Origin of the sequence: Rhizobium sp. 18055 (assembly GCF_902706285.1) — a bacterium.
In the GTDB taxonomy this organism is placed as follows: domain Bacteria; phylum Pseudomonadota; class Alphaproteobacteria; order Rhizobiales; family Rhizobiaceae; genus Rhizobium.
Genome location: NZ_CACSKD010000007.1, coordinates 262,598 through 288,439, shown reverse-complemented (window position 1 = coordinate 288,439; position 25,842 = coordinate 262,598). Strand labels below are relative to the sequence as shown.

Genomic DNA, 25,842 nt, shown 5'->3' with positions numbered 1-25,842 from the left:
CAGCTGTGTATAAGAGACAGGGGTGGAGGCGGGCGGTGCTGGCCTTTCGCCGAAAGGCGACATGGAGAGTGCGGCGACACGGCTTGCCGACCCCGTCATTGCTTCTAGATACCCCTCTGCCTTCAGGCGTTCATAGGCGTTGACCACGGTCGAACGCGCAAGCCCAAGCGACCGCGACAGCGTGCGCGTCGATGGCAGGCGCTGGCCGGCGGTGATCTGGCCGGAAAGGATGCGCTCGCGCATCTCGCGGTAGATCTGGCCTTCGAGATCGCCTGCCGTGCGATCTATCGGGAGCCATGCGGCTGTTGCTGGTGGCATCTGGTCTCGCCGAGTGGTCTGCCGGAAATGGCAAAAGTGGATGGATACAGCAGACCTCTTTAATCGAAAAACAGAGCGGCTGCAAAATGGCAAACCAGTGCCGGCGCTTGGCACCTGATTCTCTCACGTTGACGACAAGGAATTTCGATGGACCTCTCAAATTGGAAGGGCGTGGAGCGTCCGGACCGCGTGGCGCTCGAAGGGCGCTACACCAGGCTGGAGCCGCTCGATGCCGGCCGCCACGGACGTGATCTGCTGGCCTCGGCGCAACAGCCGGGTGCCGACGATCGGTTCCGCTACCTGTTCGAGGACGCGCCTGCCGATCTTGCCGCGTTCACGCCGTGGCTCGAAAAGGCGGCAGTGTCGCCGGACCCGATGTTCTTTGCGGTGATCGACAAGCGCAGCGGCCGGGCCGAAGGGCGGCAGGCGCTGATGCGGATCGATACCGCCAACGGCGTCATCGAGATCGGCAACATCTTGTGGGGACCGGCGATTGCGCGCACGCGCATCACCACCGAAGCACTCTATCTTTTCGCCAGCCATGCCTTCGATCGGCTTGGCTATCGCCGCTTCGAATGGAAATGCAACAATCTCAACGAGCCATCGAAGAGCGCTGCCCAGCGCTTCGGTTTCACCTTCGAAGGCATCTTCCGCCATCATATGGTCGCCAAGGGGAAAAACCGCGATACGGCCTGGTTTGCCATGACGGATGCAGACTGGCCGCGGCTGAAGGCCGGCTATGAGGCATGGCTGGATGCGGAGAATTTCGATGCGGCCGGGCTGCAGAAGCACAAGCTGCGCTTTGACTGAGGGTTGCCCGGGTGTTTGGGGTGGGGGGCGTCCGGCTTTCCAAAACGCTTGAACCGGCTCGCAGCTTGAATCCAGGTTGCGTCGCAAGGGTTTGAAATCCAGCGACTATTTTCGGTCGCCGCGCCAGGATCAGGACGTATTCACATCATGCAGCGGCCGATCTCTGCGGCCGCTGCATTGTGTTTGTCAGGGTGTTGTTCAGGCGGCGATGCGGCGTGCTGCCTTGTCGGCGGACTTGCGGTCGGTGCCGTACTGATCAATGATCTGCTTTGCGTCTTCGACCGAAATGCGGTGCTTCTTGGCGAGCGTGATCGCATTGTAGGGCCCTTCGGACGCGGCTATTTCTTTGGCTTGAGCCATCTTGGTCTCCAATCATGGTGTGTGTTTGCGCGGAAGATGAATAGGGATCCATCAGAGGACCCGCCCCGCGGTCGAAAGACATATGGGGATTGGAGCGGTCTCGTTCTAGAGACGATGCTGTAACAGGTCGTCTGCACAAACGCGACCCTAACAATCGATGCCGGCAAAATTGATGGACGGCTATGGAACCCATCGACTCCGAAAGGTGTTTTCCTGGCAAAGGAGAATTGCATGAAAAAGAAGTCCCCCATCGTCGAGGTTACCGTTGCCTCCGAGGACGGCCGCGTCGCTGTCGGCATCATGAACGCCGATCAGGCCCTGGAGCTTTCCGACACGGTTGATGTCGAGGTTTCCCATCCTGATCACAAGGCAGGGGAGACCGATGTGTTTATCGGCTCCGAAGAGCTTCGCGACCATCCATCTGTGGCGGCGTCCCCGGCTGCGGCCATGGCCGCCGACAGTGTTGAAGCCAGTGAAAAGCCTCGTGGTCTGGACACCGAGGCTGCGCTCAACGATCACCTCGAGGCCCTTGCGGCCGATGCGCCCGCGGAAGAAGAGATGCCCATGCCGCCGGTCGACTATGTGGTTGATGAAGAGTACGCGCCTGACGAGGACGGATCGATCGGACGGCTCCAGGACGAGATCGACAATCTGCGGGCCCGCCTCCAGGTGATCAAGGAGCAGGCGGGAACCGTCGTCAGCGCAAATGCAAAGTGGGCGGATGCCAGCGCCCACGCGCAGCTCGGCGACTATCCCTGGGCAAAGCTTGCCGGCGCCATGGCATTCACCTTTCTGGCGACGCGCCTTTTGCGACGTCTGCCGCTGGGTGCCGTTGCCACCGCGGCCCTGCCGTTTGCCGCTTCCGAGATGAGGCGCCGCTACGATCGTTGACGTTCAGCCGATCTGGGCGTCAAGGAGCGGAACGTGCGGGGCTGCCGTTTTCGGGAGATGGCCGGAGAGACGCGGATCGTCAATCACTTCCACCAGGAATGCATAGGGCTGGAACCCGGCCTTGCGATAGAACAGCATTGCCGAAGGGTGATCGAAGTGGCAGGTGTGCAGCCAGAACCGCTCGATCGGCCGGTCCCAGGCGCGGGCGACTGCCTGAGTGATCAGCAGCTTCCCGGCACCTTGCCCGATCGCATCCGCAACCAGACCGCAAAAGACCAGTTCGCATTCACCTGATATGCGAAAGTCGAGTTCCAAAAGGCCGATCCTGCGGCCCTCCATCCGGATGACATAGATCTCGACATCGGGATGGTGGATGATGGCGCCAAGTTTTTCGTCGTCCATGACGAGGCGGGACACCCAAAGCCAGTTCTCACCGACGTCACGAAAGAGCTTGCGGTAATCGTCGAGTTCGGGCGCGCGCCAGCGTTCGAATGCCAAGGCGCCAGGGGAGGGGACGACGACCTGCGGCCGCTCGCGCATCTCAAGGCAGGTCACGACATTGGCAAGCTTTCCAGCCGGCAGTGGCGAGTAGCCCATGGGCAAAGGCGGGTTGGTCTTCATCTCAGGAGCTCCTCCGATGTGCATGGGATAGTCGAGCAGCCTGTTGCCGTAAAGAGCCATTTGGCGCGCGCCCGCGGCGTGGCTGATCGGCAGTCGGGGTGGGCAGCATTTTTTGCAGGCTCGACCTCAGCGAGTGCTTCCCTTGGGAGGTCTTTCGGCCTTAGACTGTCATTTCCCCGGCTGGATGAATGCTCATGATGTGCCTTCGGACAGTATCGCTCGCCTCATTGGTCATTGCCGCCGCATCCGCGGGGCATGCCTCGCGATCTTTTGCAGCGGAGAGGGTATGGCAAGCGCGGATGCCAGCGACGGTCGCCATCCGCGACGTCATCAAGCCCAATCCGCATGACGGCGCTTTAGCGGCGCCAGTCCTGTCAAACACCTGGTGGAACCGCATGGCTGCCGGCCAGGAAAGGGCGTTTCAACAGAAGGATCCGGGTGCGGCCGAGGGCGCCGGGGGCGCGGCCGCTCCGCCGAAGACCGACTGAGTGCGGCGCTTCGGGGTCGTTTCAGGCTGCGCGTTCCAGCAAGCGCTTCGGCTGGGCTATACGGTAGTCGGTGCTCGCTGCCGGTTGCGTTTGGCAGCATCGGTCACGACGGTTCCGATCAGCCTGTTCGTGCTGCTGGCCTCCCCTGCAGGCTTCACACGGTGATAAGTCCGTGCGCTTCGAATATGATCTTCGTCAAATGAGGCCTTCGTGCGTACCGCTTCAATGTGCAGATCATCGCTGAATGTTCTCAGTCCATAGAGGCGAACAACGACTGCTCAGGGTCGATCGCGCCAAGGCGCGGGATGTCTCCCGAAACGCGACGTGAGAACGCCAAGGCACGATCGTCTCTTGAGACGACGAGGGTGAAGAGAGGATGCCCCCCTTCCGACGTCGTCGTTTGCGAACTCTAGAAGTGGATTGCCACGCCGATGATCGGTCCCTGCTGGACGACGTCGAATACGAAGCCGTCGTTGCTGTAATCGACGCCCAGGGCACGATAGCCCGCGACGGCAGAGATCCTGTCGTTGAACTTGTAGCCAACGCCGCCCATGACATCCCAATCCAGGTCCGCTCCGCCAGCACCGGCCATCGCCCAGCCCGTCAGGTAGACGTTCGGTGTGAGGAAGTAGTTGCCCTTGAGGCCCGCGAGGGCGTCTGCCCACGTTGCCGAGTCGTTTCTCTCAACGCCGCCGAGCAGTCCTCCGCTGAACGAGATCGTCGTCTCCGTCGACCAGAGCCGGACCGCGCCCACGACGTCGAGCCGACCATTCGGTCCGTCAATTACCGAATACCCCGCGCCGATCAATCCAGCGAAGGTTTTCGATGTCACCTCGATGTCGTCTGCGACGACGCCGTTCGGTGTGGTCGCAGAATTCGAGAGCTTGGTGTACATGATGTCGCTGAAGATCGAGTAGCGGTCGTATCTGGCTTCTCCGACAGCCATCGCCGCAAAATCGAGGTTGTCCAGGATGTCGCTGAAACGTGCGTCCACGTGCACTTGCGGCAATCCGAACTGGGCGATGTCTCCCTTCATTCCAGCCGCCCAGAAGTAAGGTGCGACAGTGATGGTCCAACCGCTCGGGGTTTCGACCGGCGTTGCGCCAGGCGCCAGCGGCGCCAACGGGTCCGCTGCATTTGCTGCACTGACAGCGATCGCCGCGCCCAAAAGACCGGCTACGAAGACTAGGTGATGTTTCATACCGTCATTCCCCTCTATGAACCGCCCCCGGTTCTGATGCTACTTTGGAAAAAGGAAGGTCATTGCAACGCGGAAGCCCAGGCCGTCCGGGCCGTTGTCAGGTGCAGCAGCCCAATATCGAACGCCGGCCGTTAGGCTGATATGCTGCTTGTCGATCGTCACCAGCTTCGAGACCGTGACGTTGATTGGCACCGCCCACGCGTCGCTCTCCCAGTCGTAGGTCGACTCGGTGTTCAGGGCGAAGGTCCAGGCGGACTTCGTGGTGTACGAGACGAAGGGCTGGAGGAATGTAGAACTGACGTCGCTGCGGTCGCTTTGCCCGGCGAACGACCAGATGTGATTTGCCAGGATACCCAAGGTCCATGGGCCATCCTGCTTCAGCAATACTGCGGTCGGACCCGCCCCCCATTTTCCGCTTCCCAGAAACGCATCGGTTGCCGTTGGAAGCAGGAAGACCGGACCAGCGCCCCAAACAATGCCGCTTTCGGTCGGCTTGGCAGGCGACAGGAAGAAGCTCTGCACCGTGTCTCCCAAACCGAACTGGGTTGCGCTCGGCCCGGCGATATCGTGCTGCGATGTAACGGGGAGGATGGTTCTGGAAATCAGGTTCCAGTCCTCGTCGATCGAGAACGGAATCACGGGCTGGATGTTTATCGTCGCCTTGTCGCCGTTTTCAGAGCCGTAACCATGGTCGTAGTTTGCCTGAAAAGGCACGCTGATAAGGGAGGCGATGGGGTTGGATAATTTTTTGGCGAGCTCTTCGCTCGATTGGGCATTCGCGCCATGCGTGCTGTATATCGACAGCAATGCTGCCAAAACGATCGGGGTGCAAGCGGAACTGGGCTTCATCGGCAACCGCCCTCCAAGCAATCGCACTGCGTCAACCTTACCGTGAATTACGGTTATCTGAACTCAAAGACAGGTAGTGGTCAACGCGATATTGACAGGGCGCGTTGCGCCATCTCCTCTTTCGCGCTTTCGGTGTGAACCTGTTGCAGGAAAACGTCACATTCGCGACGCGTTGGACACCCTGTAGAAGCGGGAGCGGCGAGGAACCTTGTCAGGCAACGGCAGCTGGAAGAGAACGGAATAGTCGCTTTACTGTCGATGCGCCTGGTGCGCACGGCTGGTCTGATCTGGCAATACCGTCGGGTACATTGGCAGTCGTGTCAGCGCGGCGGAAGGCCAGAGGCTTCCATTGCCAAAGTGATGGCGGCCTGTGCTTCAGCGGACACTGTCAGTCCGGCCTTTCTTGCTGACGCGATCATATGAGCCTGGTCTCGTGGCTGGAAATTGCGGGCGTTGAGTTCAGCTACGACGTTTGGCATGAAATCCGGGCGCATCCTCTCGAGCTGCTCACCCTCAAGCCGTGCCTCTTCGATCATACCGGCATCGGCATAGACCACGGCGGCGATTGCATGGAAAAGCGGAAACTTCTGCAAGTCGGCCCGCTGGATCTCCGCGACAGCCGTCTTGTCGTCGTGGAGCATGAAGGCCGCAAGCGCTCTCATGCCATGGTAGTAGCCGGCGCCGCCGGGGTTCAGCAGAAGCGCGCGATCCAGCAGCGCCGCGCCGCGTTGCCATTCGCCGCCCATTGCCAGCCGCGTCCCGAACTCGGCGAGCAATTCGGTGTCGTTGGGATTTGTGGAGAGGGCCTGCTCGCCGGCTTTCAAGGCCTCCTCCACCTTCGCATTGAAGAACAGCGCCGTCATCAATGCCTGCAGTGCGCGGGTGCTGCTTGGATCTAGCTGGACGGCGCGCCGGGCCGCAGCGAGACTGCGCATTATTGGGGAGGACGGGTCCGCTTTCCGGTTGAAATGGAACCGATCCTCGTCGAGGTAAATGGTCGAGAGCATCGCCCAGGCCGTGGCAAAGAACGGATGATTTAACACGGCGTCTTCCAGGCATTCCCGGACCTTGGTATGGCGTTCTGCGCTTAGCTCCGCTCTATAGGCGTAGTAGCGAAGGGTACAGGCATAGGCGCCCAGGTCGTCGGGCGGCGGGTTTGCGATATCCGCTTGCGCGATGATCCCATAGGGCTGGGCGACCGCCGTGGCAACCTTGTTCGCCACGTCCGACTGGATCACGAAAAGTTGGCGGCTGCGAAGATCCTCGTCGTAGATCTGTGACCACAGGATCGCGCCGCTGGCCGTATCCAGAAGCCGGGCCGTCACCCGCACCTTGTCGTTGGAGACCCGAACGCCTCCTGCCAGCAGGTATCGCGCGCCGAGTTCGCCACGGATCTGCATGGGTGCAACTTCGGGAGCCAGAGACTTGGAGGTCTCGCGTCCGAACACCCTGATCTCGCGGAACCGGGGAAGCGCTGTCAAGAGCTCCTCGGTCAGGCCTTGCGTGTAGAGTTCTGCGTTCGGGCCGTCACCGAGATTTGCAAATGGTGCGATCACCAGCGTGGGACCATCGGGGAGCGTCGATGTCCTGCTCGGCGGCAATGGCTGCTCGTCTTCATGGGATCTTCCGAGTGCCCAGAATCCGAGCGTGAGGCCGGCCGAAAGGCACGTGACGCAGGCCACGGCCATCATCCATGCGACCCGCGGCCCCATTCTATCCAGTGGCTGGCCTACCACGCCTTCATCAAGATTTATTTGGCTGTCGCCACGTGCGGGTATGGCTGTTTCTACCCAAAGAAACGCCGGCACATAGCCACCCTTCGGAATGGAAATCCGGATCGGATCATCTCGCCCAGCGGTGAAGTAGTAGCGCTCAAGCGAGCGGCGCAGGCGGGCGGCCTCGATGCGGACCACGGGGTCGTCCTGTGTGAATGTCTCGGTCCGATTGAACACATCGACGCCCACCGTATATCCCTTGATGCGCCCGCCGCGCCCGGCGAGAACCTCTTCGACGACGTAAGTCAGAAACGCGGCACATCGGCCAGAGCCGGGAAAATCCTTGCTCGTCAGAACCCGTTCGAGCTGTGCGCGGATTTGTTCGTTACACGGAGGCGAGCGCTTCGCTTCAGAGCTGCTCTCTGGTCCTAAAGTCTGCATGGCGGGTGCTCCCACTTTCACTACCAGAAATTTTATTAACAATTGCGAATGCAATCTAATATTTCAGGTAATCCGCGTCCATGGCCATTGTGTATGCGCGTCTTCAGATGTCAGCTGATCGCTATTTCCCGCCTGTGGCGAATCGCAACTGGCGGATGAGATCTGCAATTTGGGCGTCTTCCGGTTGAACCTGCGCATAGGTCTCGGCAAGCTTCAGCGTCTCTGGGTACCGATGGAGCTTCAGTCCGAACTGGATACCGGTCTGAAGCAGGCTGGCGTCCGTCGCGCCCCCGGCTTCGGCCTGCGCAAGAAGCGTGAATGCCTCCTGCGTACCGCCAGAGGAATCAAGGGCAATGGCGAGGGTTGTGAGATAGCGTGCATTTTCCGGAGCCAGACGAACAGCCACGCGCAGTTCGTCTATCGCCACCGATAGCGCCTGGCGTCGGACAAGGGCCAGCGCATGACCGTAACGGAGGTCGGCATTCTCGGGTGCGATCGTGATCGCCTCGGCATAGGTCTCCTCCGATCTCTGGTTCCGACCGGTCGCACGATAAAGTTCAGCAAGATTGGCCCGAGCGCCAGACAGCGCGGGATCGAGCGCTATGGCTTGCTCAAACGCCTTTTCCGAGTCCTGCGCTCGTCGCTGTCCGAACAGGAAAAGTCCGTAGCTGGTTTGAGCCTCCGCGAAGTCTGCGTTTGCATCGACGTAGGCACGCAGGTCCTTGACGGCGTCGTCAAACGAACGGCGGCTGTCGCCGAGGAACTCCATGGACGGCGTCGCGCTCAGTGCCGTTATGGCCGCTACGCGGACCGAACCGTAGCGGTCGCCGAGCAGGGTACCGACAGCTTCAAGACGCCGCTCCTGTGGGAGATCTGCAGCGGCCTTCGCAGATCCGAGGCGTAGGAGTGGATCGGTACTTCCCGCCGCTGCCTTGACGTCGGGAGCGACGTCCTGCCTAGCCACCTGCGTCATCGCGGCGATGGCACTCGCCTTTACGATGCCCGACTGCTTGTCGTCTGCAACGAGCGCTCGCAGGGCTGCGATGGATGCCGGGTCGCTTTTGGCGGCGCCCGCGAAAGCATGGGCAATGGTTGGGCGTCTCCGCCAGCCCGTGCCATACCAGCTATCCATGGTTTCCGCCGCCCATGCGTTGGTCTTACCCTCATGACAGGAGGTGCATCCATTCGGCGTGCCGTAGGTCGCAGATAGCTCTGGGCGGGGAATGACCATCGAGTGGTCGCGCCGTGGGTCCACCTTCATGTAGGTACGCTGCGGCATATGGCAGTTCACGCAGTGGCTGCCCGTCGAGCCAATCGGATGATGGGTATGGGCCGGCGTGTCGAAATTGTCGCCAGGTTTGAATTGAGCGAAGCGTTCCGGCGGCGCCTGCGTATGGCACTGGGTGCAGAGAGCGTTCCCGACAGCCTTCACAGTGCCCTCATGTGCGCTGTGACAGTCAAGACAGGTCACTCCGGCCATCGCCATCTTGCTCTGTTGGAAGGAACCATATTCGAAGACTTCGTCGCGGATCTGGCCATCGGGAAAGTAGAGGTCGGTATCGATCAATTCAGGAGAGAAGTGATCAAGGAACGCTTTTCCCGGACCAAAGCCATCAAGCATCTTCACCCTGCGCGAATGGCATCCGAAGCAGGCAGTCGCATCGAGCCTGGGCATGCCGGGATCAGGCGCGGTTTTCTGCGAGGTCTGCGAGGTCTGCCAGGCGACATGCTCGGCCGCGCCGCCATGGCAGGATTGGCAGCCGATGCTGGTTGCGACGTATGTCGACTTGTATTCGAAGGTCGTGGGATCGAAATTCACCTCTGGATCTGTCGAATGACAGTCGATGCAGGTCCGGTTCCAGCGGTAGAAAGGCCCTGTCCAGTGATAGGTGCTACCGGGCTTCGCTGCGGTTCCTTCGCCGAGCCAGAACCATTCACGCTTGTTGGTATCCCAGGCGATGTCGAGAGCCTGCAGTCGTCCGCCGCCGATGTCGACCAGATACTGCTGAAGCGGCTCATAGCCGAAGGTGTACGTGACCTTGAAATCCGCTGGCTTCCCGTCCGGGCCTTCTGTGCGAACAAAGTAGCGATCGTCACGGCGAAAAAAGTTGGCCTGGACGCCGTCGCGCTGAAATTGAACATCGTTGAAGTCGCCTCGGACGGTCCCTTCGGTTGCCGCCGCCATGGCCTTGGCGTGATTGGACTTCGCAAACGCTGCGACCTGATCGGCGTGGCAGCTCCCGCATTTTGACTCCTCGGCGAAACCCTCGTGGATGGCGATCCTTGGATCGTCAGCTTCCCGATGTTCGGCGCTGGCAGTAGCCGGCACACTGGCAATCGAGCAGACCAGGAGAACGATCCGAAGGTGTTTGGCGCGCGCGAAGATCATTCTGGCGCCTGCTGCATCTTGTTGCGAATGTCGACGATTGTCGCCGACGCGGCGGCTGCACCATTCCTGTCGTCGTTGCCGACATGGACGCTCGGCGTTGCGAACTCGATACCGCTCTTGATGAATGCCTCGCGGATCATTGCGTAGGCTTTCCTGCGGATATAGGTCTGCTGACCCGGCACGGTGGTCATCGCGAAACTCAGCACGATGCCGTAGTCACCGAATTCTTCCACGCCCTTCATCTTCAGTGGTTCGAGGAACAGAGGGCCAAGTTCTGGATCGGCCTTCAGCTCTGCACCGATGCTCTTTGCAATCTTGCGGGCCACGTTGAGATCCGTGTCGTAGGCGACGGAGATCCTGAACTTGTCGATCACCCAGTCACGGCTCATATTTTCCACCGCGCCGAGTTCTCCAAAGGGGATCGTGAACACCGGCCCGCGGTGATGGCGAAGGCGAACGGAGCGAAGGCTGAACCCTTCCACCGTTCCCTTGTAGGTCTTCGCCTGGATGTACTCGCCTACGCGGAAGGCGTCGTCCAGCATGTAAAACACCCCGCTGATGACATCCTTGACCAACGTCTGCGACCCGAAGCCGATGGCGACACCGAAAATGCCAGCCCCTGCAATAAGAGGGCCGATCTCGACGCCGAGTTGCGCAAGTATGATCAGGACTGCTGCGACACCAACAGCGACAGCGACAACGTTGCGGAAGATTGGCAGCAGCGTCCGGATTCGACCCCTTCGCGCGGCTTCCGCAGGCAGGAGTGCGGCCCCTTCGGGGGACGCCGCAAGCATCCGGGCAATCCAGGCGCGGATCAGGTGCCAGGCGAAGTCCGCCATCAGAAGCACGACGACGCTCTTTAAGAGGCCGTAGGAAATGACGGTGAGCGTCGGATCGCTGCGGGCAATCGAGTTCGGATTGAAATGCCATGTGGCAGCTATCCATCCGACAGCGGCAAGCACGACAATGGCGCGACTCCCGCGAACAACCAGTACCCGCCGAACGCTGTTGGCCTCTGACGGTATCGCCTCCAACGCAGCGCTTTCGATCGCCCTGAGAAGGCCGGGCAGAACAAGGGTGTAGACGCCCAACCAGAAGAGGCCCGTGAGGCCGACGCACCAGAGCGCCCACAAGGCAACAATGAAGATTGTAAGGCCGATCTTGGTGCGCGACGACTTTTCCGACACCGACCAAACGCTCTCAAGGGCCAGCAGCAGAAGAACGAGGGAGAAGCAGTAGGAGATGGCCGATGAAACGGACGGATCGATCAGGAGGGGACGGCTCAGCACTGCGGCGGAGACCGCTACAATGGCTCCGGCGCAAAACAGTCTTAGACGCCTGCCAACGGCGGGCCGCTCGGCGGCGAGGCCGATGATGGCTGATGCGAAGCGATACCCGACGATGGCAACAAGCGAGACGAAGAGAACGATGCGGGCGAGGGGTGGCCATTCCACGGCGAAGAACACGACGGCCATAACGCCCCCGAAAACAACCAGGGGCAGCAGGCGCCCGGCCGTCGCCGTTGCCGTTGCTCGCTGCCGCCGATAGCGGGTGAACAGAAACTCCGCAATCACGCCGATCGAGACCAGTCCGCTGAGAACGAAGAGTAAGCTGGCATATCCGCCGTTGACGACGTCCTGTCGAACGCGGGCCACCGCAGCCGAGACTTCAGCCGGTATGCGGGGGATCGCGCCGACGATGCCGCCGATCCGCACCCTTGCCTTTGCCTCCCATTTTGTGACGTCGACCTCGGTCTCCTCTGCGCGGCCCGGAGCTTGGGCCTTCTGCGTCTCAAGCCATGTGCGAACCTCTGGATCCTGGAGGAGCCTGACGAGATCATCGACCTTTTGTTGCGATGGAGGTGTCTGCGGGAAGGACGCCGTCGCCGTCACCAACAGAACAATGACTGCGAAAAGCCATCTCATGCTGATTGCTTCCTTTGAATGCTTGGCGTCGATGGGATGACGCTCTCGTGCCGATCACCTTCTTCGAACAGCGTAAAGCAGGTTTGGTGCGTTCACATTGATCTTGCGCAAGCTCGGCATCGACCCGCGGAATGCGCATGGCGATCCATCTGGCTGCTGGAACGACCGGCGTACGGGTGGCGCTCGCAGTCTGTTGGCCCGAAATGGGCTCTGCCGCATTCGATGCGGCAAAGCCCATTTTCCAGTGATCTGAGCCAACGGTCGTCTAGTTGCCAGTCGGCAGCGGAATATCGACGCCTCCGGTCTTGAGTTCCTCCCGCATCCATTGGAAACGCTGGTAGTTCGAAATTGTCAACGGTCCCGTGTAGGTCATGCTTTGCAGCTTGCGTGGCGGGTATTCCACGTAGGTCTTCATCAGGTTCTTGATCGCCTCCGAGATCGTCACCATCGTCCATGTGCGTTCGGTAAAGTTGTTCATGAAGAGATCATAGCGCTCCTGTGGATCCTGCCAGATGTCGAAAACCTGCGGAACAGTTGCAACGTATTTCTCCGGCCCCTTCCATCCGAGGTTTGAATCGACAGCAAGACCACCGGTTTGCTCGCCATTGTCGCCACGAAGGTTGAAAACGGCCTTGTAGTTGCCAACGCGTGCAGCGCCGGGCGACAGTTCGTTCTCTGTGAAGTAGAACCACTCCGTGCGAGGTGACGGTCCCGAGCCGGTCAGGACGGGGGTCATGTCATAGCTGTCGAAGATGATCGGCTTGTCTTCGCGATCCTTGTCGGGAAGAGGGATGCCACCCACGGCGGCAAACGTCGCCATCAGATCGAGGCCGCCGATGATCTCGTGGTCCTTGGAACCGGGCTTGATCTTTCCGGGCCAGACGGCGATTGCAGGAACACGGTTTCCGCCCTCGCGCACGGTCCCCTTTGTGCCGCGAAACGGAGTGTAGCCCGCGTCCGGATAGACATCCTGCCAGGCACCGTTGTCCGTCGTGTAGAAGACCAGCGTGTTCCGGTCCATTCCTGTTTCACGCAGTTTGTCCATGATCCGACCGATGCGCGTGTCGAGTTCGACGATCGAGTCGGCGTATTTGCTTTTCGACATCGATTTGTGTTCGAACTCGGGTGCCGGCATGTTCGGCTGGTGAACCTTCATGAAGTTGACGTTGATGAAGAACGGCTCGTCCGGCTTCTTGGCGGCTTCATCCAGAAAGCCCAGCGCCGCCTTCTCAACGTATCCATCAAAGAACGGGATTCCGACGACCCCTTCCTTGCCGTCGATCGTCGGCGTATCGACGTACTGTCCGTTGATCTTGAAATCTTCTGTCGCGGCCCCACCGGCCTTGCCGGACAAAGCGCCCTTTGTCACCTTCTGGAACATAGCTCGCAATTTGGGGTCCATATCAGGGAACCAGGTCGGATCGCCGTAGGTGTAGGCGTTCAGGTGGTAGAGGCCGGCATATCGCATTTCGTCGTAGCCCTGAGCGATCGGCAGTGCGTAGTCTGCTTCGCCCAGATGCCATTTTCCGGTGAAATAGGTGTGGTATCCGCCACGCTTCAACACGGACCCAAGCGTCCACTCCGCCGCCGGCAAGCCACCGCCCTGTCCCTGGAAGGCAACGGTGGTCATGCCGCTGCGGTTCGGAATTCGCCCTGTCTGCATTGCGGCGCGGCCGGGTGTGCAGCTCGGTTGCGCGTAGAACGAGAAGAAGGTCATGCCATCGTTGGCGAGCTTGTCTATGCTCGGCGTCGGCATTCCTCTGCCTTCGCCGCCGCCATAGGGGCCGAGATCGCCATAACCTGTATCGTCGGAGACGATGAACAGGATGTTCGGTTTCTTCTGGGCATCCTGAGCCTGCGCGACGCCGTTCTGACCCCACAACAACGTTGTGGCAGCAAGCGTGGCCAGGCCGTATCGAATTGATCCGCTGCTCATTCTCATTTCCTCCGTTTGCATCCGGCCGCGGAAGCGATCCGGACTTGGCTTTGACTGGATGTGACGAGCTGTGAAAGGCGGATGTTTGTAAGGCCGATGACGAAGCTTTTGCTGCATCACGGCGTCGGCCCGCGTAGCGCCCTTCAGTGTGCGGGGGTGACGGGCTGGAGTATGGCCCTTGGCGGCGCGCCGGGACAGTAACATACCGTAGGTTACAAGCGAGGAGATCTCGGCTGCCGGTGCAGGAGACGGTTGTTACGGTAACATACGATCCAGAGGGAGCCCGTTGCGCTAAGCTGCCATAATGCTGCAGGTCGTCGCCGTGAACGGCGACCGGAAGGAGCCGCCATGGAGTGCGACACCGGCTTTGCCAAATCGTGCTTTCCCAACCGCGCAACCCTGATCAACGATCTTGCCGCGCGCGACGGTGATTTTCGAGAGTTGTGCAACGACTTCGCCACAGCCGATGCATTGCGGGTCTATTGGGAGACGTCGTCAGATTTGAAGAGACACGCACGTCATGCTGAAGCCGTCGAGCTGTTGGAAAACCTTCGAGCCGAAATTCGAGGCGTGCTCGACAATGCCGCAGTCATACCCTTTCCACGGCGCCCGAAATGATGCCGATCAAGCCTGAGACAGAGCAAGTCCCCATCAAACGAAGGAGTAGTTGTCATGGTCGTTTTCATCCGCGCGTTGCTCGTCGTGCTCTGCATCCCGATGCTCGCAGGCGCACAGGATCTGCCATCGTGGAACGCCGGCACGTCGAGGCAGGCCATCATCGACTTTGTCCAGAAGACAACCAGCGAAGCCGGCCCGGCCTACATCAAGCCGGAGGAGCGCATCGCCGTCTTCGATAACGACGGCACGCTTTGGCCGGAGCAGCCGTACTACGTCCAGCTCGCCTTCGCGCTAGACCGGGTAAAGCTGCTTGCGCCCCAGCATCCCGAATGGAAGGCGAAGGAACCGTTCAAGTCGGTTTTGGCAGGAGATCTGGGAGCCGTTGCGAAAAGCGGCCCGAGGGGCGTGGCAGAACTTGTCGTGGCCACCCATGCGGGGATGACGACAACGGAGTTTGAGACGATTGTGAGCGAATGGTTTTCGACCGCCAAGCACCCGAAGACCGGGAAGCGGTTCCTCGACATGACCTATCTGCCCATGCGGGAGCTGCTCGACTATCTAAGGGCGAACGGCTTCAAGACCTACATCGTGTCAGGCGGCGGCGTCGAGTTCATGAGGCCGATCGCGCAAGCCACCTACGGCATCCCTCCGGAACAGGTGATCGGCAGCACCATCGAGACCAAGTTCGCGATTGTTGACGACGTTCCGGTGCTTAGGCGGCTCCCCAAAATCGACTTTGTCAATGACGGACCCGGAAAGCCGGTGGGCATCAACAAGTTCATCGGTCGCCGCCCGGTCTTCGTCGCCGGCAACTCGGACGGGGACTACGAAATGCTGCGCTGGACGACCGAAGGCCCGCAGCACGGCTTTGCGATGATCGTTCATCACACAGACAGCGTCCGTGAATATCAGTACGATCGGACGTCAGCATTCGGAAAACTCGACAAGGCCCTGAACGAAGCTGAGCTTCGCAACTGGCTCGTGGTCGACATGAAGGCCGACTGGAAGAACATCTGGAGTTCGGGGAATTAGGCGCAGCATCCCGCAGCGGCCCAGGTAGGGATGTCCGACCTGAGTGTCTGCCCAAGAATGGCGATGAATGCGCGGGGTTGAGTGAAGGGCGGCAATCAGATTCTTTGTATTTTGCGACAAATACGGAGAGATCAAATGGCGTGGACACCCTTCACCCGGCGTCACCATGACAGAAGCCGGATGCGCTACGCAAGTGACATGACGGATCGGGAATGGAGCATGATCGAGCCCTTCATGCCATCGCAGCCACTGCGAGGCCGCCGACGCAAGACGTCACTTCGAACGAGGCGCAATGGTCGAGGATTGCAGCTCTTGTGCCCGGTAAGGTCGGCGATCCGGGTCGCACAGGTTCGGATATCCGAAGACATCGACCATGGTGTTCATCCATTCCGAGGGCACTCTATTCGGAGCGTCGTTCGAACAGAGCGCTCTAAAACGCGTCAAGCAGAGGGGCGAGGCAGAAGTAGCATTCGACGGAATACATGGCATGGTGTCTTCCGTGAATCTCTCTGTCGTTGCTGACGCGATCTCGCAGCGGCAGGTCCGGCGTTTGGCACCCTCATCGACCCCGAGCAGCGCAGCGCCGAACGAGGGCGGGCAATCACCCGCATCGAGATTCTCGACGCATGCCGGCCTGCTATCTACCGTACCATCATACCTTCTTTGCAGGTGGTATTGTCCACGACCCATCAAGTATCGAAGGCGATTTGTCGTCGGGCCAGTAAAGCCTCATCATCAGGATGAACTTGCCCTTGGGTGATGGTAGCCAATTGGATTCCTTGTCGGTGCCGGGCGACTTGTTCTGGATGTATATGTCGATCGATCCATCGGCATTGGGCTTCAGGTCTTGTCGTGCGCTTATGGAGTACCGGTTGATCGGATTATCGACGAAGAAGTACTTTTCGTTGTACATCGTTATCGACCAAAAGCCCTTTACCGGCGGCGTCTGTCCCTTTGGAAACGTCAGGACATAGTCCTCGGACCCCGCATAGGCACGAGAAAAAAGTCCGTCCCTGGACTTGCTCGACGTCGGATAGACGGCATCCTCCGGTCGGTTCGCCCCAAGGCCGATCGCCGTAACCAGTGCCCGTTGCACATAGTTGGTCCCATAAATGCCCGTCTTGGTGGTATAGCCCCAGCCGTTTATGTCTGCGATATCGCCATCGCTGAACTTGAAGTGAAGCATGATGCGGCCGACGGCGATCTCGGGGATGCGCTTGACGAAATGGGCGTCCAGTTTGCTTTTGTCGAAATCCTTTCCGGGGACGATGCCGATTTCAGCCATCTTATCGACCATCGGTGCGTCATCCGCGGTCGGCGGGTTCGTCTTCATAAGTTCGCTAAGCAAGGTGAAGTACTCGACGGCGTCCATACGGTTCACCTGTTCGCGTACGGCCGTCTTCATGTCGATCTTCGGATCGACCTTGCCGACCGATGGCTTCCAGTCCTTGCCATAGCTGCTCAAGGGCACCAGCTTGCACGCGTCTTGCAGCTCATGAACCGCCTTGTAGTCCTCGGGCGTTCCGGTGCAGTAGATACGGCCCAGAATCCAAACGATACCGGTCGGCGATTTATACTCCGTGACACCGTCCGGAAGTTTGCCTTCCCATCCGGGTCCGGTGATCGCATATGTCTGCGATTCGCCGCCCGTCGTGCGTTTTCCGGGAACCTGGAATACTGTTGTCCAGCCGTCCAGCATCGGGAATAGGTAGTATCGATCCTTCATTTCCGGGATAGAGAGAACCCAGGGCTCCTTGCCGACATCGACGAACGCGGTCGTGTAAAGCGTATCTGCATTCGGTGCCGTTACGTCGGTGAACGACGCGTTCGGATATTCCCGGAGCTTGATGATCTGTCCCATCGGACCCTTGGTGCCGGCAACCTTGGCGACATTGGTGATGACGCGGCGGGTCATCTCCATGGTGACCAGCGGGTAGCCGTAGATGTAGGCCTCGACCGCGAGCCAGAAATCACTTTTTCCCTCAAAGGGATCGAGGAGTGGATCATCCAAGGCGTGTGCCGGTGAAAGCGAACTAGCGGCAAGCAGGCCGAGAGCGCCGATCGATGCGGTGCGACGTGTGACTTTCATATTCCCCTCCACAGAAAATGGTCTCTCCAGGGCCTGAACCGTCCCTTTGCCAATGTCAGGCTGTGTCAGCCGTGAAATTAGAACATACTAATACAACCAGATATTCAGCAGAAAGTACAACAAAAGGTTATTCTCGAATGCGCAGATCAACCGAAATCACTGCCGCGCATGCCGACGTGGCGCGTAGCAAATGCGAACTCATCGCCCGCGTATTCTTCGGGTAAAAAGTTGTTCGCTGCCCGGATCGTGGTGAGAGCGCCAGCTTTTGCCGTGACCGTGCGCGTCCTGAGGCTGGACTACACGCGTACGCTGGATCGATATCAACCTACTTGTTGCAGCCGTCAACGGCCTCTACAATCTGTCGAAGCTTTCCGTCTGGTGGCTGAGGCTGGGGATCGCGATCGAGCGCATCAAGCCAGGTCACCCGCAGCAGAACGGCCTGCATGTGTCAGGAATGGACATAAAGAAAAATGGCGCACCCGACAGGATTCGAACCTGTGACCTTTGGAATCGGAATCCAACACTCTATCCAGCTGAGCTACGGGTGCATGCCTTGGCGGTTTGAATCGCCGTCCGATGGGTGGTTCTTAGCCTAGCTTGTGGCCGGCATCAATCACCAAAATGAAAAGTCCGCCGTTCTTGTGAGCGGCGGACTTCGATGGCTGAGCATCGTTGCGTCAGAGCCGCATCATACCTGCATGGCGCCGGGGCCGGGGATGGCCTTGGGCGGGACCTTGCCGAGGATGATCATGCCGAGCACTTCGTCCTTGGTGACATCCTCGGTGCGGGCGTGGCCGACCACCTGGCCGTTCTTCATCACCGAGACGCGGTCGGCGAGGTCGAAGACGTCGTGGATGTCGTGGCTGATCAGGAAGATGCCGATGCCTTCCTTCTTCAACTGCTTGATCAGTTCGCCGACCTGCGCGGTTTCCTGCGGCCCCAGCGCTGCCGTCGGCTCGTCCATGATCAGGATGCGGGCGTTGAAGAGGATGGCGCGGGCTATCGCCACCGATTGGCGCTGGCCGCCGGAGAGCGCCTTTACCGGCTCCTTGAAGCGGCGGAAGTTGGGGTTCAGGCGCCCCATCACCTCGCGGGCCGAGGCTTCCATGGCGACGTCGTCGAGCGTGCCCCACTTGGTGCGGATTTCGCGGCCGAGATAGAGGTTGGCGGCGGCGTCGACATTGTCGGCGACGGCGAGCGTCTGGTAGATCGTCTCGATGCCGTATTTCTTGGCGTCGCGCGGGTTGCGGATGTCGGCCGGTTCGCCCTCGATCAGGATCTCGCCGCTGTCGCGCTTGTAGGCGCCGGAGAGGATCTTGATCAGCGTCGATTTGCCGGCGCCATTATGGCCGAGAAGGGCGACGACTTCGCCGGGGTAGAGGTCGATGGAGGCATTGTCGACGGCGTGGATGCCGCCGAACGAGATCGAGATGTTCTTCAGCTCGACGAGCGGCGCATTGCTGGCCTTGGTCTCGTTCTGGGGAGTGCGTTGATCAGTCATGTCAGGACTCCTCTTACTTGGCACGCGAGCGATAGACGGTGTCGAGCCAGACGGCGACGACCAGCACCGCGCCGACGACGACGCTTTGCAGCGGCGTGTCGACATGGGCAAGCACCATGCCGGACTGGAGGGACTGCATCACGAGCGCGCCGAGCATGGCGCCGGCAATGGTGCCGGTGCCGCCCGCAAGCGACGTGCCGCCGATAACGGCTGCAGCGATCGTATAAAGTTCGTCAAGCGTGCCCTGGGAATTGGTGGCGGCGTTGAGGCGGGCGGTGGAGATGGCGGCGGCAATCGCCGCGAGGATGCCCATCAGCGCGAAGATGCGAACGGTCACCCAGCGGGTCTTGATGCCGGCGAGTTCTGCCGCCTCAGGATTGCCGCCGATGGCGAAGACATAGCGGCCGAAGCGCAGCCGGGTGGCGATGAAGGTCATGACGATGCCGACGACGATGGCGATCAGCACCGGCACGGCGAGGCCGTAGGGGATATCGAGGCCGGTGTCCGGCCACGGGATGTTGTTGGTCTCGGCGTATTTCTTGGCGATGTTGATCGGCCAGTAGTAGCTGTTGGCGATCCAGATGGCGCCGAGGATGAGCACGCAGGAGAGGCCGGAGAGAAAATACTCGGCCCAGACCGGACGGCGGGGGAAGCCGAAGCGCTTGCGCTGGTGGCGCGAGTTGACGATGCTGCCGATGACGAACAGACAGGCGACGATGCCGACCACCCAGCTCCAGGTGGCGCCGATCGAGCCTTCTGCGCCGCCGCCCATGATGCGGAACGTCTGGTTCATCGGGGCGACCGTCTGGCCGCTGGTGACCAGCCATGTGGCGCCGCGCCAGACGAGCAGGCCGCCGAGCGTGACGATGAAGGAGGGCACGTTCAGGAAGGCGATGATGACGCCCTGGAAGGTACCGATCAGGCCGCCGGCGATGATGCCGACGAGCAGCGTGATCACCCAGGTGAAGGGGCTGTCGAAGCCGATGAACTCGGGCAGGATCTTTGCCTGGGTGACGCCCATCACCATGCCGCAGAGGCCGAGCACCGAGCCGACCGAGAGGTCGATGTTGCGGGTGACGATGATCAGCACCATGCCCGTGGTCATGATGGCGATGTCTGTCGTCTGGACCGAGAGGTTCCAGAGATTGCGCGGTGTTAGAAACAAGCCGCCGGTGATGATGTGAAAGCCGATCCAGATGATGACCAGCGCGCCGATCATGCCGAGAAGGCGGGTGTCGATTTCGGTGGCGCGGAAGAAGCGGGTGATGGGACTGCTCTCCGCCACGCTGGGTCCGCTTGAAGATGTGGATTTTACCATTTCGGGCATGGGGTGCCGTTTCCCTGCTGTTGGGTCGCCAGTGCTGGCGGTCTTGCCGCGGCATCGATGCGATGCTGCGCATTCTGTGCTCTTGGCCGGCTGTGTTCTTCGCCGGATGTGTTCGTGGCCGGATGTCTGGCCGTATTGGCAGCCGTGTCGCTGTCGGGGTCATCGCGATGGCGCTATCAAGGGGTGATGCCACCGCGATGGTCCGATGACTGCGATGCGGATCGGCGTCAGGCGCTGCAAGGGTCAAACCGCTGCAGCGCCTGATTTTATGCCGTCAGACTGTCGATCAATCGCAAGCCTTTGTCGTGCCGGCCTTGACGCCCTGGCAAGCTTCAGCCTTGCTGATCCACTTGGCGTCGATGACGACGTCGAGGTTGTCCTTGGTGATCGGCAGCGGCTTCAGGAAGACCGATTCCATGGCAACCTTCTTGGCGCCGCCACTGAAGGTCTGGACGCCTTCGATTTCGGTCATCTTCTTGCCACCGGCGAGATCAAGAGCGATTTCGGCGGCACGCTTGCCGAGTTCGCGACTGTCCTTCCAGACTGAAACCGTCTGGGTGCCGAGCGCGACGCGGTTCAGCGCTGCCTTGTCGGCGTCCTGGCCGGAGACCGGAACGGAGCCGGCGAGGCCCTGGGCGTCGAGGGCGGCAATGGCGCCACCGGCGGTGCCGTCGTTGGCCGCAACAACAGCATCGACCTTGTTGTTGTTGGCGGTCAGGAACTGTTCCATGTTGCGCTGGGCATTTTCAGGCAGCCAGCCGTCGGTGTAGGCTTCGCCGACGTTCTTGATCTTGCCAGCGTCGATGGCGGGCTTCAGCACTTCCATGGCGCCTGCAAACAGGAAGTCGGCGTTCGGATCGGTGGACGAGCCCTTGATGAAGACGTAGTTGCCTTCAGGCTTGACCTTGAACACGCCCTGAGCCTGCAGACGACCGACTTCCTTGTTGTCGAAGGTCAGGTAGAAGGCGGCAGGGTTTTCGATCAGGCGGTCGTAACCAACGACCGGGATACCTTCAGCGGCAGCCTTTTCGATGGCCGGGCCGATGGCGTCGCTGTCCTGGGCGAGAATGATCAGCGCGTTGGCACCCTGGGAAATCAGCGATTCGACGTCGGTCAGCTGCTTTGCGGCAGAGGACTGTGCGTCGGCGGAAATGTACTTGGCGCCCTTGGCTTCCAGTGCCTTCTTGATGGCGGCTTCGTCGGTTTTCCAGCGCTCCTCCTGGAAATTCGACCAAGACACGCCGACGACGAGATCGGCAGCCATGGCAGCGGTATGCACGCTCACAAGGATGGCCGCGCCGGCCATCAGCTTCAACATATAATTCATTTCATCCTCCCGAATGGATAGCGGCCAGCCCCAGCCAGTGGTTCCTCCGGCCGCCGCGATTTGCTGTCGGGAAAGGTTTTCATTATTTTCTCGACAGTCGAGAAATTAAGTGTCAGAGAATTTTTCAACTGTCAACACTGCACTACCGGCTAAGTGGTTCGCACCTGAAAGTTGCCGGAGATGTCGTGTGAACGAGGGTGGGATGCACGCAGGGATAGGGCGGCCTTTATGCTGACCAAGTCGAGTACGGAGCTGGTGCGGCAACGCAACAGCGTGCTGGTGCTTGCCGCCCTGCGCCGGCATGGCGCGCTGGCCCATACTCAACTTTCTGATTTCACAGCGCTTTCCTCCGCGACGATTTCCGCCATCACGGCCGACCTCGAAAAGGCTGAGGTGATCGAGAAATCCGAGCAGCAGGCGGCCAGCGGGCGAGGGCGGCCACGGGTCCAGTTCCGGCAACGGCGCGATTGCGGCTATCTGATCGTCGTCATCATTTCGTCGGATGGCGTGCAATATTCGCTGGTGGATTATGCCGGCACGCTGATCGACCGGTTCAGCGAGGAGCGGTCGCACGATCCGGACGGCGCGACACAGTTCGTGGTTGCGGTGCGCGAGGGGCTGGAGCGCATTCTCAGCCGGTCGCGGATCGCCCGCGACAAGATCATGCTGATCTCGATCAGCAGCAAGGGGCTGGTCAGTTCGAACGAGGCGGTGCTGATGTGGTCGCCGATCTTCGGCAGCGACCGGATCGATTTCGAAGCCGTGCTCAGGCCCGACTGGCCGACCAAGATCATTCTGGACAACGAGACCCTGCTGGTCGCGGCAGCGCTGGGCGCCCGCGAGGAGGCGAACAATCCGGACGGGCTGCGTTCGCTGACGGCGCTTTCGCTCGGACATAGCATCGGTCTCGGCATTGTCCGGAAGACGGGGCCGGGCGAGCGGGAGATCTCAGCGCCCAATTTCGGGCACATGCTGCATGTTGCCGGTGGCGGTCTGTGTCGATGCGGCAGCAGGGGCTGCATCGAGGCCTATGCGGGGTTCTACGCGATCCTGCGCATGGCCTTCGAGGTGCCGCTCGACACCATCCCGGCAAAGTTTGTACCGGTCAGCGAGCTCGACAAGATCGCCGCAAGGGCGCGGCAGGGGCATCGCATGTCGGCCTTCGCCTTCCGGCAGGCGGGGGTGGCGCTCGGCAACGGCTTGTCGCGCCTGCTCAGCCTCACCGAGCGCATGCCCGTGGCGATCACCGGGCAGGGGACGCGCTACTATGATCTGCTGCGTCAGGGGATCGAGGAAGGGCTTGCGCAGTCGCATATGGTGCGGATGGAGGGAATGCCGGAGCTGCGCATCGTGTTCGACGAGCAGCTGCTGGTGTTCGAGGGCCATCTGAACCGGGCGCTGTCGGTGATCGACAGCGATATCGTCCAAGCCGGGCTCGGCTGAGCAAAGGGGGGCAGGCAGTTGCGGTCAGACCGCAGGCGCCCGGCGTCTGGTCAGCATCCGGCCGACCTTCTGGCCCTGCATCTCGATGAACCGGTGACCGATTGCCGAGAGCGCGTAGACGATCGGGATGGTGATGGCGATCGACAGCAGGAAGCGCTGGAAATCGCTGATCGAATGTCCATAGGCCTGCATCAACTGGGCGATGACCGGCTGCATGATCAGCAGATGGATCAGATAGGCGCCGAACGACAGTTCGCCGAGCTCATGGCAGAAGCGGTTGCCCATGAAGTCCGAGATGCGGTTCAGCGGACCGGCGAGCGGCCTCGGCAGGTGGGCGTGGAAGATCAGCGCGAAGAAGGCAGTGACAAGCCCGAGCCGGACGATTTCGCGCAGCAGCGTCATGCCGCCGCCGATCGGTATCGCGACAAACATGAGCGCCAGAAGATAGTGCACGAAAGCCCGCTCACGGCTGGTGTTCAATGCGGCCGCCAGCAGCATTCCGGCCGCAAAGACGTGCATCTTCAGCGGCAGGAAGGCCGGCATCGGGAAGTTGATGCCGGCGATGCGGATGGCGGTTGCGAACAGCACGCCGGCGACGACGATACCGACGCTGCCGCGCAGCCAGCCCAGTCTCTGAACGAAAAGCATCAGGAACGGCAGAACGGCATAGAACTGCATTTCCAGGCTGATGCTCCAGTCCGGCAGCGGCGTGCGGAAAGCGTGGCCCGGCGACAGGCCGAACAGGAAGCTGACATGGAGCGCGATGTTTTCGAGGCTGCCGTCGAGATAGCGCTCGGGGAGTTGCGGCGTGACGTTGAGGAAATGGTCGATGACCATGCGGCTCTGGAAGATGATCGGGCCAAGCGCGATGGCGATGGCCAGTATGACGTAGTAGAGCGGCGCGATGCGGAAGAAGCGGCGCGTCCAGAAGCTCGACCATGTCGAAACCTCGGTCCAGGGCTCCCTGCTTTCGCGCAGCTGATAGTGAAACACCATCAGGAAGCCGGAGAGCATGATGAAGAGATCGACGCCGAGATCGGGATCGCCGATCAATGGAAGATGCCAGCCGGTGAGCAGCATGGCGTGGCCGACGAGCACCCATAAAGCGGCCAAACCGCGCAACCCGTCGAGACTGCCAATGCGCCCGGAAGAGCTCGATACATCCGCCATTTATTGGTTTTCCATTTCATCGGAGGTTGCCACAAATGGCCAGAAATCCGAGGGAATCCAATCATATTATTTATATAGCATACTCTGTTACACGCGCCAGACGTGCGCAAAATCTGCTAATGTACCTTCACCAGCAGGGCACTTGCGAGGCCGGCGCCACGGTCGTCTTTGTGATCGACGTGGCCGAATGTTACAGGCCGTTTTTGGCTGGGCAGGCGTGGTGACGGCGATCTGGTCGGCGCAAAAATAAGAAATGGCCGGGTCGGGGCCCGGCCATCTCATTTGCGGCTTTCGGTCGGGAGAAGGCCGTCAGCCGATCTTGATGAGCTTGCCTTCCTTGACGGACTGGAGTGCTGCGTCGGCAAGCGCCAATGCTGCGAGGCCGTCGGCGCCGGAGGGCGAAATCTTGGCACCCTTTTCGATGGCGGCGATGAAGGCTGCGATCTCGTTGGCATAGGCTTCGGTGTAGCGGGTCATGAAGAAATCGTGTAGCGGCGGGCGGGTGTAGCCTTCGCCATTGGCGACCTCGATGGAGACCGGGCGCTGGTTCTCGGCCGAGACCATGCCCTTGGAGCCGTGCACCTCGATGCGCTGGTCGTAGCCATAGGTGGCGCGGCGCGAGTTGGAGATTATTGCCTGCTTGCCTGATCTGGTCTGGAGGATGACCGAGACGCTGTCGTAATCGCCGGCTTCGCCGATCGCCTTGTCGACGAGGACGGCGGCGGTCGCGGTGACGGCGACCGGCTCTTCGCCGAGCAGGAAGCGGGCCATGTCGAAGTCATGGATGGTCATGTCGCGGAAGATGCCGCCGGAGCGCTTGATGTAATCGACGCCGGGGGCGCCTGGATCGCGCGAGGTGATCGTCACCATTTCGACGTCGCCGATGCGGCCATCGTCGATCGCCTTGCGCACGGCCATGAAATGCGGATCGAAGCGGCGGTTGAAGCCGACCATCAGCTTGCCCTTGGTCTCATCGACGACCTTGATGCAGGCCCTGACCCTGCTGACGTCGAGGTCGACGGGCTTTTCGCAGAAGATCGCCTTGCCGGCGCGCGCGAAGCGCTCGATCAGGTCGGCATGGGTGTCGGTCGGCGTGCAGATAACGACGGCGTCGATATCCTTCGCCGATTCGATCGCCTCGATGGTGCGGACGTCGCAGCCATAGGCCGATGCGATGGCATTGGCTGCCTCCGGAAATGCGTCGGCAACGGCGACCAGCGTGGCGTTCGCATCGGCGCTAACCGCCTTGGCGTGAACCTTGCCGATACGACCGGCGCCGAGAAGACCAAATCTGACTGTCATGACTTCCTCCCTTGAATTCGGCTTCCCTGAGTGCGGAATGAATGAACCGAATTTGTATCTTTGTGGAATTTTCATTCCATTTTATCTGT

General features: G+C 60.5%; 21 protein-coding genes, 1 tRNA gene and 2 pseudogenes. 7 read left to right on the top strand and 17 right to left on the bottom strand.

Going from position 1 to position 25,842, the window contains the following annotated elements:
- A partial coding sequence (locus tag GVL52_RS15155; RefSeq protein WP_160008487.1) for a GntR family transcriptional regulator occupies positions 1–318 on the bottom strand: 318 nt, incomplete at its 3' end.
- 147 nt (positions 319–465) lie between these two features.
- On the opposite strand from GVL52_RS15155, the gene GVL52_RS15150 reads away from it, so the two are divergent.
- On the top strand, positions 466–1,128 hold the full coding sequence (locus tag GVL52_RS15150; RefSeq protein WP_160008485.1) for a GNAT family N-acetyltransferase: 663 nt from the start codon (positions 466–468) through the stop codon (positions 1,126–1,128).
- 198 nt (positions 1,129–1,326) lie between these two features.
- On the opposite strand, the gene GVL52_RS30410 is transcribed toward GVL52_RS15150, so the two are convergent.
- Positions 1,327–1,488, bottom strand: coding sequence for a hypothetical protein (locus GVL52_RS30410; protein ID WP_200847827.1), 162 nt, complete (start codon positions 1,486–1,488; stop codon positions 1,327–1,329).
- Positions 1,489–1,719: 231 nt separating this feature from the next.
- Between GVL52_RS30410 and GVL52_RS15140 the strand changes: the two genes are divergently transcribed.
- The gene (locus GVL52_RS15140; RefSeq protein ID WP_244619178.1) at positions 1,720–2,379 is read left to right on the top strand and encodes a hypothetical protein; all 660 of its coding nucleotides are present in this window, start codon (positions 1,720–1,722) and stop codon (positions 2,377–2,379) included.
- A gap of 3 nt (positions 2,380–2,382) precedes the next feature.
- On the opposite strand, the gene GVL52_RS15135 is transcribed toward GVL52_RS15140, so the two are convergent.
- A complete protein-coding gene (locus GVL52_RS15135) occupies positions 2,383–3,000 on the bottom strand; it encodes a GNAT family N-acetyltransferase (protein ID WP_160008483.1) in 618 nt (205 codons plus the stop codon).
- Positions 3,001–3,299: 299 nt separating this feature from the next.
- Here GVL52_RS15135 and GVL52_RS15130 point away from each other — a divergent pair, with 299 nt between their 5' ends.
- Entirely contained in the window at positions 3,300–3,488 is a 189-nt protein-coding gene (locus tag GVL52_RS15130; RefSeq protein WP_160008481.1) for a hypothetical protein, read from the top strand.
- A 277-nt stretch (positions 3,489–3,765) separates the two neighbouring features.
- On the opposite strand, the pseudogene GVL52_RS15125 reads toward GVL52_RS15130, so the two are convergent.
- The 7 genes and pseudogenes from GVL52_RS15125 to GVL52_RS15095 form a co-directional block, all read right to left on the bottom strand.
- A pseudogene (locus GVL52_RS15125) lies at positions 3,766–3,879 on the bottom strand (alpha/beta hydrolase); the annotation flags it as partial.
- An 18-nt stretch (positions 3,880–3,897) separates the two neighbouring features.
- Complete coding sequence (locus tag GVL52_RS15120) at positions 3,898–4,689, bottom strand: hypothetical protein (protein WP_160008479.1); 792 nt, start codon at positions 4,687–4,689, stop codon at positions 3,898–3,900.
- A 39-nt stretch (positions 4,690–4,728) separates the two neighbouring features.
- Complete coding sequence (locus GVL52_RS15115; protein WP_160008477.1) at positions 4,729–5,538, bottom strand: transporter; 810 nt, start codon at positions 5,536–5,538, stop codon at positions 4,729–4,731.
- A gap of 320 nt (positions 5,539–5,858) precedes the next feature.
- The gene (locus GVL52_RS15110) at positions 5,859–7,694 is read right to left on the bottom strand and encodes an adenylate cyclase (protein WP_160008513.1); all 1,836 of its coding nucleotides are present in this window, start codon (positions 7,692–7,694) and stop codon (positions 5,859–5,861) included.
- A 121-nt stretch (positions 7,695–7,815) separates the two neighbouring features.
- Complete coding sequence (locus tag GVL52_RS15105; protein WP_160008475.1) at positions 7,816–10,083, bottom strand: multiheme c-type cytochrome; 2,268 nt, start codon at positions 10,081–10,083, stop codon at positions 7,816–7,818.
- The gene (locus GVL52_RS15100) at positions 10,080–12,008 is read right to left on the bottom strand and encodes a mechanosensitive ion channel family protein (protein ID WP_160008473.1); all 1,929 of its coding nucleotides are present in this window, start codon (positions 12,006–12,008) and stop codon (positions 10,080–10,082) included. Before GVL52_RS15100 ends, GVL52_RS15105 begins: the two co-directional genes overlap by 4 nt.
- A gap of 265 nt (positions 12,009–12,273) precedes the next feature.
- Positions 12,274–13,944 (bottom strand): arylsulfatase, encoded by a 1,671-nt coding sequence (locus GVL52_RS15095; protein ID WP_160008471.1) that lies wholly within the window; start codon positions 13,942–13,944, stop codon positions 12,274–12,276.
- A 348-nt stretch (positions 13,945–14,292) separates the two neighbouring features.
- Here GVL52_RS15095 and GVL52_RS15090 point away from each other — a divergent pair, with 348 nt between their 5' ends.
- The 3 genes and pseudogenes from GVL52_RS15090 to GVL52_RS30900 all read left to right on the top strand — a co-directional run.
- Entirely contained in the window at positions 14,293–14,562 is a 270-nt protein-coding gene (locus GVL52_RS15090) for a hypothetical protein (protein ID WP_160008469.1), read from the top strand.
- A 54-nt stretch (positions 14,563–14,616) separates the two neighbouring features.
- Positions 14,617–15,594, top strand: coding sequence for an HAD family phosphatase (locus GVL52_RS15085; RefSeq protein ID WP_160008467.1), 978 nt, complete (start codon positions 14,617–14,619; stop codon positions 15,592–15,594).
- 135 nt (positions 15,595–15,729) lie between these two features.
- Positions 15,730–15,876, top strand: a pseudogene (locus tag GVL52_RS30900) (transposase); the annotation flags it as partial.
- Positions 15,877–16,246: 370 nt separating this feature from the next.
- On the opposite strand, the gene GVL52_RS15080 reads toward GVL52_RS30900, so the two are convergent.
- The 5 genes from GVL52_RS15080 to xylF form a co-directional block, all read right to left on the bottom strand.
- Entirely contained in the window at positions 16,247–17,683 is a 1,437-nt protein-coding gene (locus GVL52_RS15080) for a DUF1254 domain-containing protein (RefSeq protein WP_160008465.1), read from the bottom strand.
- A 471-nt stretch (positions 17,684–18,154) separates the two neighbouring features.
- Positions 18,155–18,231, bottom strand: a tRNA-Arg gene (locus GVL52_RS15075).
- 140 nt (positions 18,232–18,371) lie between these two features.
- Positions 18,372–19,184, bottom strand: a complete 813-nt coding sequence (locus GVL52_RS15070) for an ATP-binding cassette domain-containing protein (protein ID WP_160008463.1) — start codon at positions 19,182–19,184, stop codon at positions 18,372–18,374.
- Between the two features lie 13 nt (positions 19,185–19,197).
- The gene (locus GVL52_RS15065; RefSeq protein WP_160008461.1) at positions 19,198–20,511 is read right to left on the bottom strand and encodes a sugar ABC transporter permease; all 1,314 of its coding nucleotides are present in this window, start codon (positions 20,509–20,511) and stop codon (positions 19,198–19,200) included.
- 286 nt (positions 20,512–20,797) lie between these two features.
- Complete coding sequence (gene xylF / locus GVL52_RS15060) at positions 20,798–21,838, bottom strand: D-xylose ABC transporter substrate-binding protein (RefSeq protein WP_160008459.1); 1,041 nt, start codon at positions 21,836–21,838, stop codon at positions 20,798–20,800.
- Positions 21,839–22,066: 228 nt separating this feature from the next.
- Between xylF and GVL52_RS15055 the strand changes: the two genes are divergently transcribed.
- Positions 22,067–23,281 carry an ROK family protein gene (locus GVL52_RS15055; RefSeq protein ID WP_160008457.1) on the top strand — a complete coding sequence of 405 codons (1,215 nt, stop codon included), beginning with the start codon at positions 22,067–22,069 and terminating at the stop codon, positions 23,279–23,281.
- 24 nt (positions 23,282–23,305) lie between these two features.
- Here the strand turns inward: GVL52_RS15055 and GVL52_RS15050 are convergent, their stop codons facing one another.
- Together GVL52_RS15050 and iolG are read right to left on the bottom strand one after the other, a co-directional pair.
- Positions 23,306–24,451, bottom strand: a complete 1,146-nt coding sequence (locus tag GVL52_RS15050; protein WP_160008455.1) for an acyltransferase — start codon at positions 24,449–24,451, stop codon at positions 23,306–23,308.
- Positions 24,452–24,760: 309 nt separating this feature from the next.
- Positions 24,761–25,753 (bottom strand): inositol 2-dehydrogenase, encoded by a 993-nt coding sequence (gene iolG / locus GVL52_RS15045; RefSeq protein WP_160008453.1) that lies wholly within the window; start codon positions 25,751–25,753, stop codon positions 24,761–24,763.
- Between the last annotated feature and the right edge of the window lie 89 nt (positions 25,754–25,842).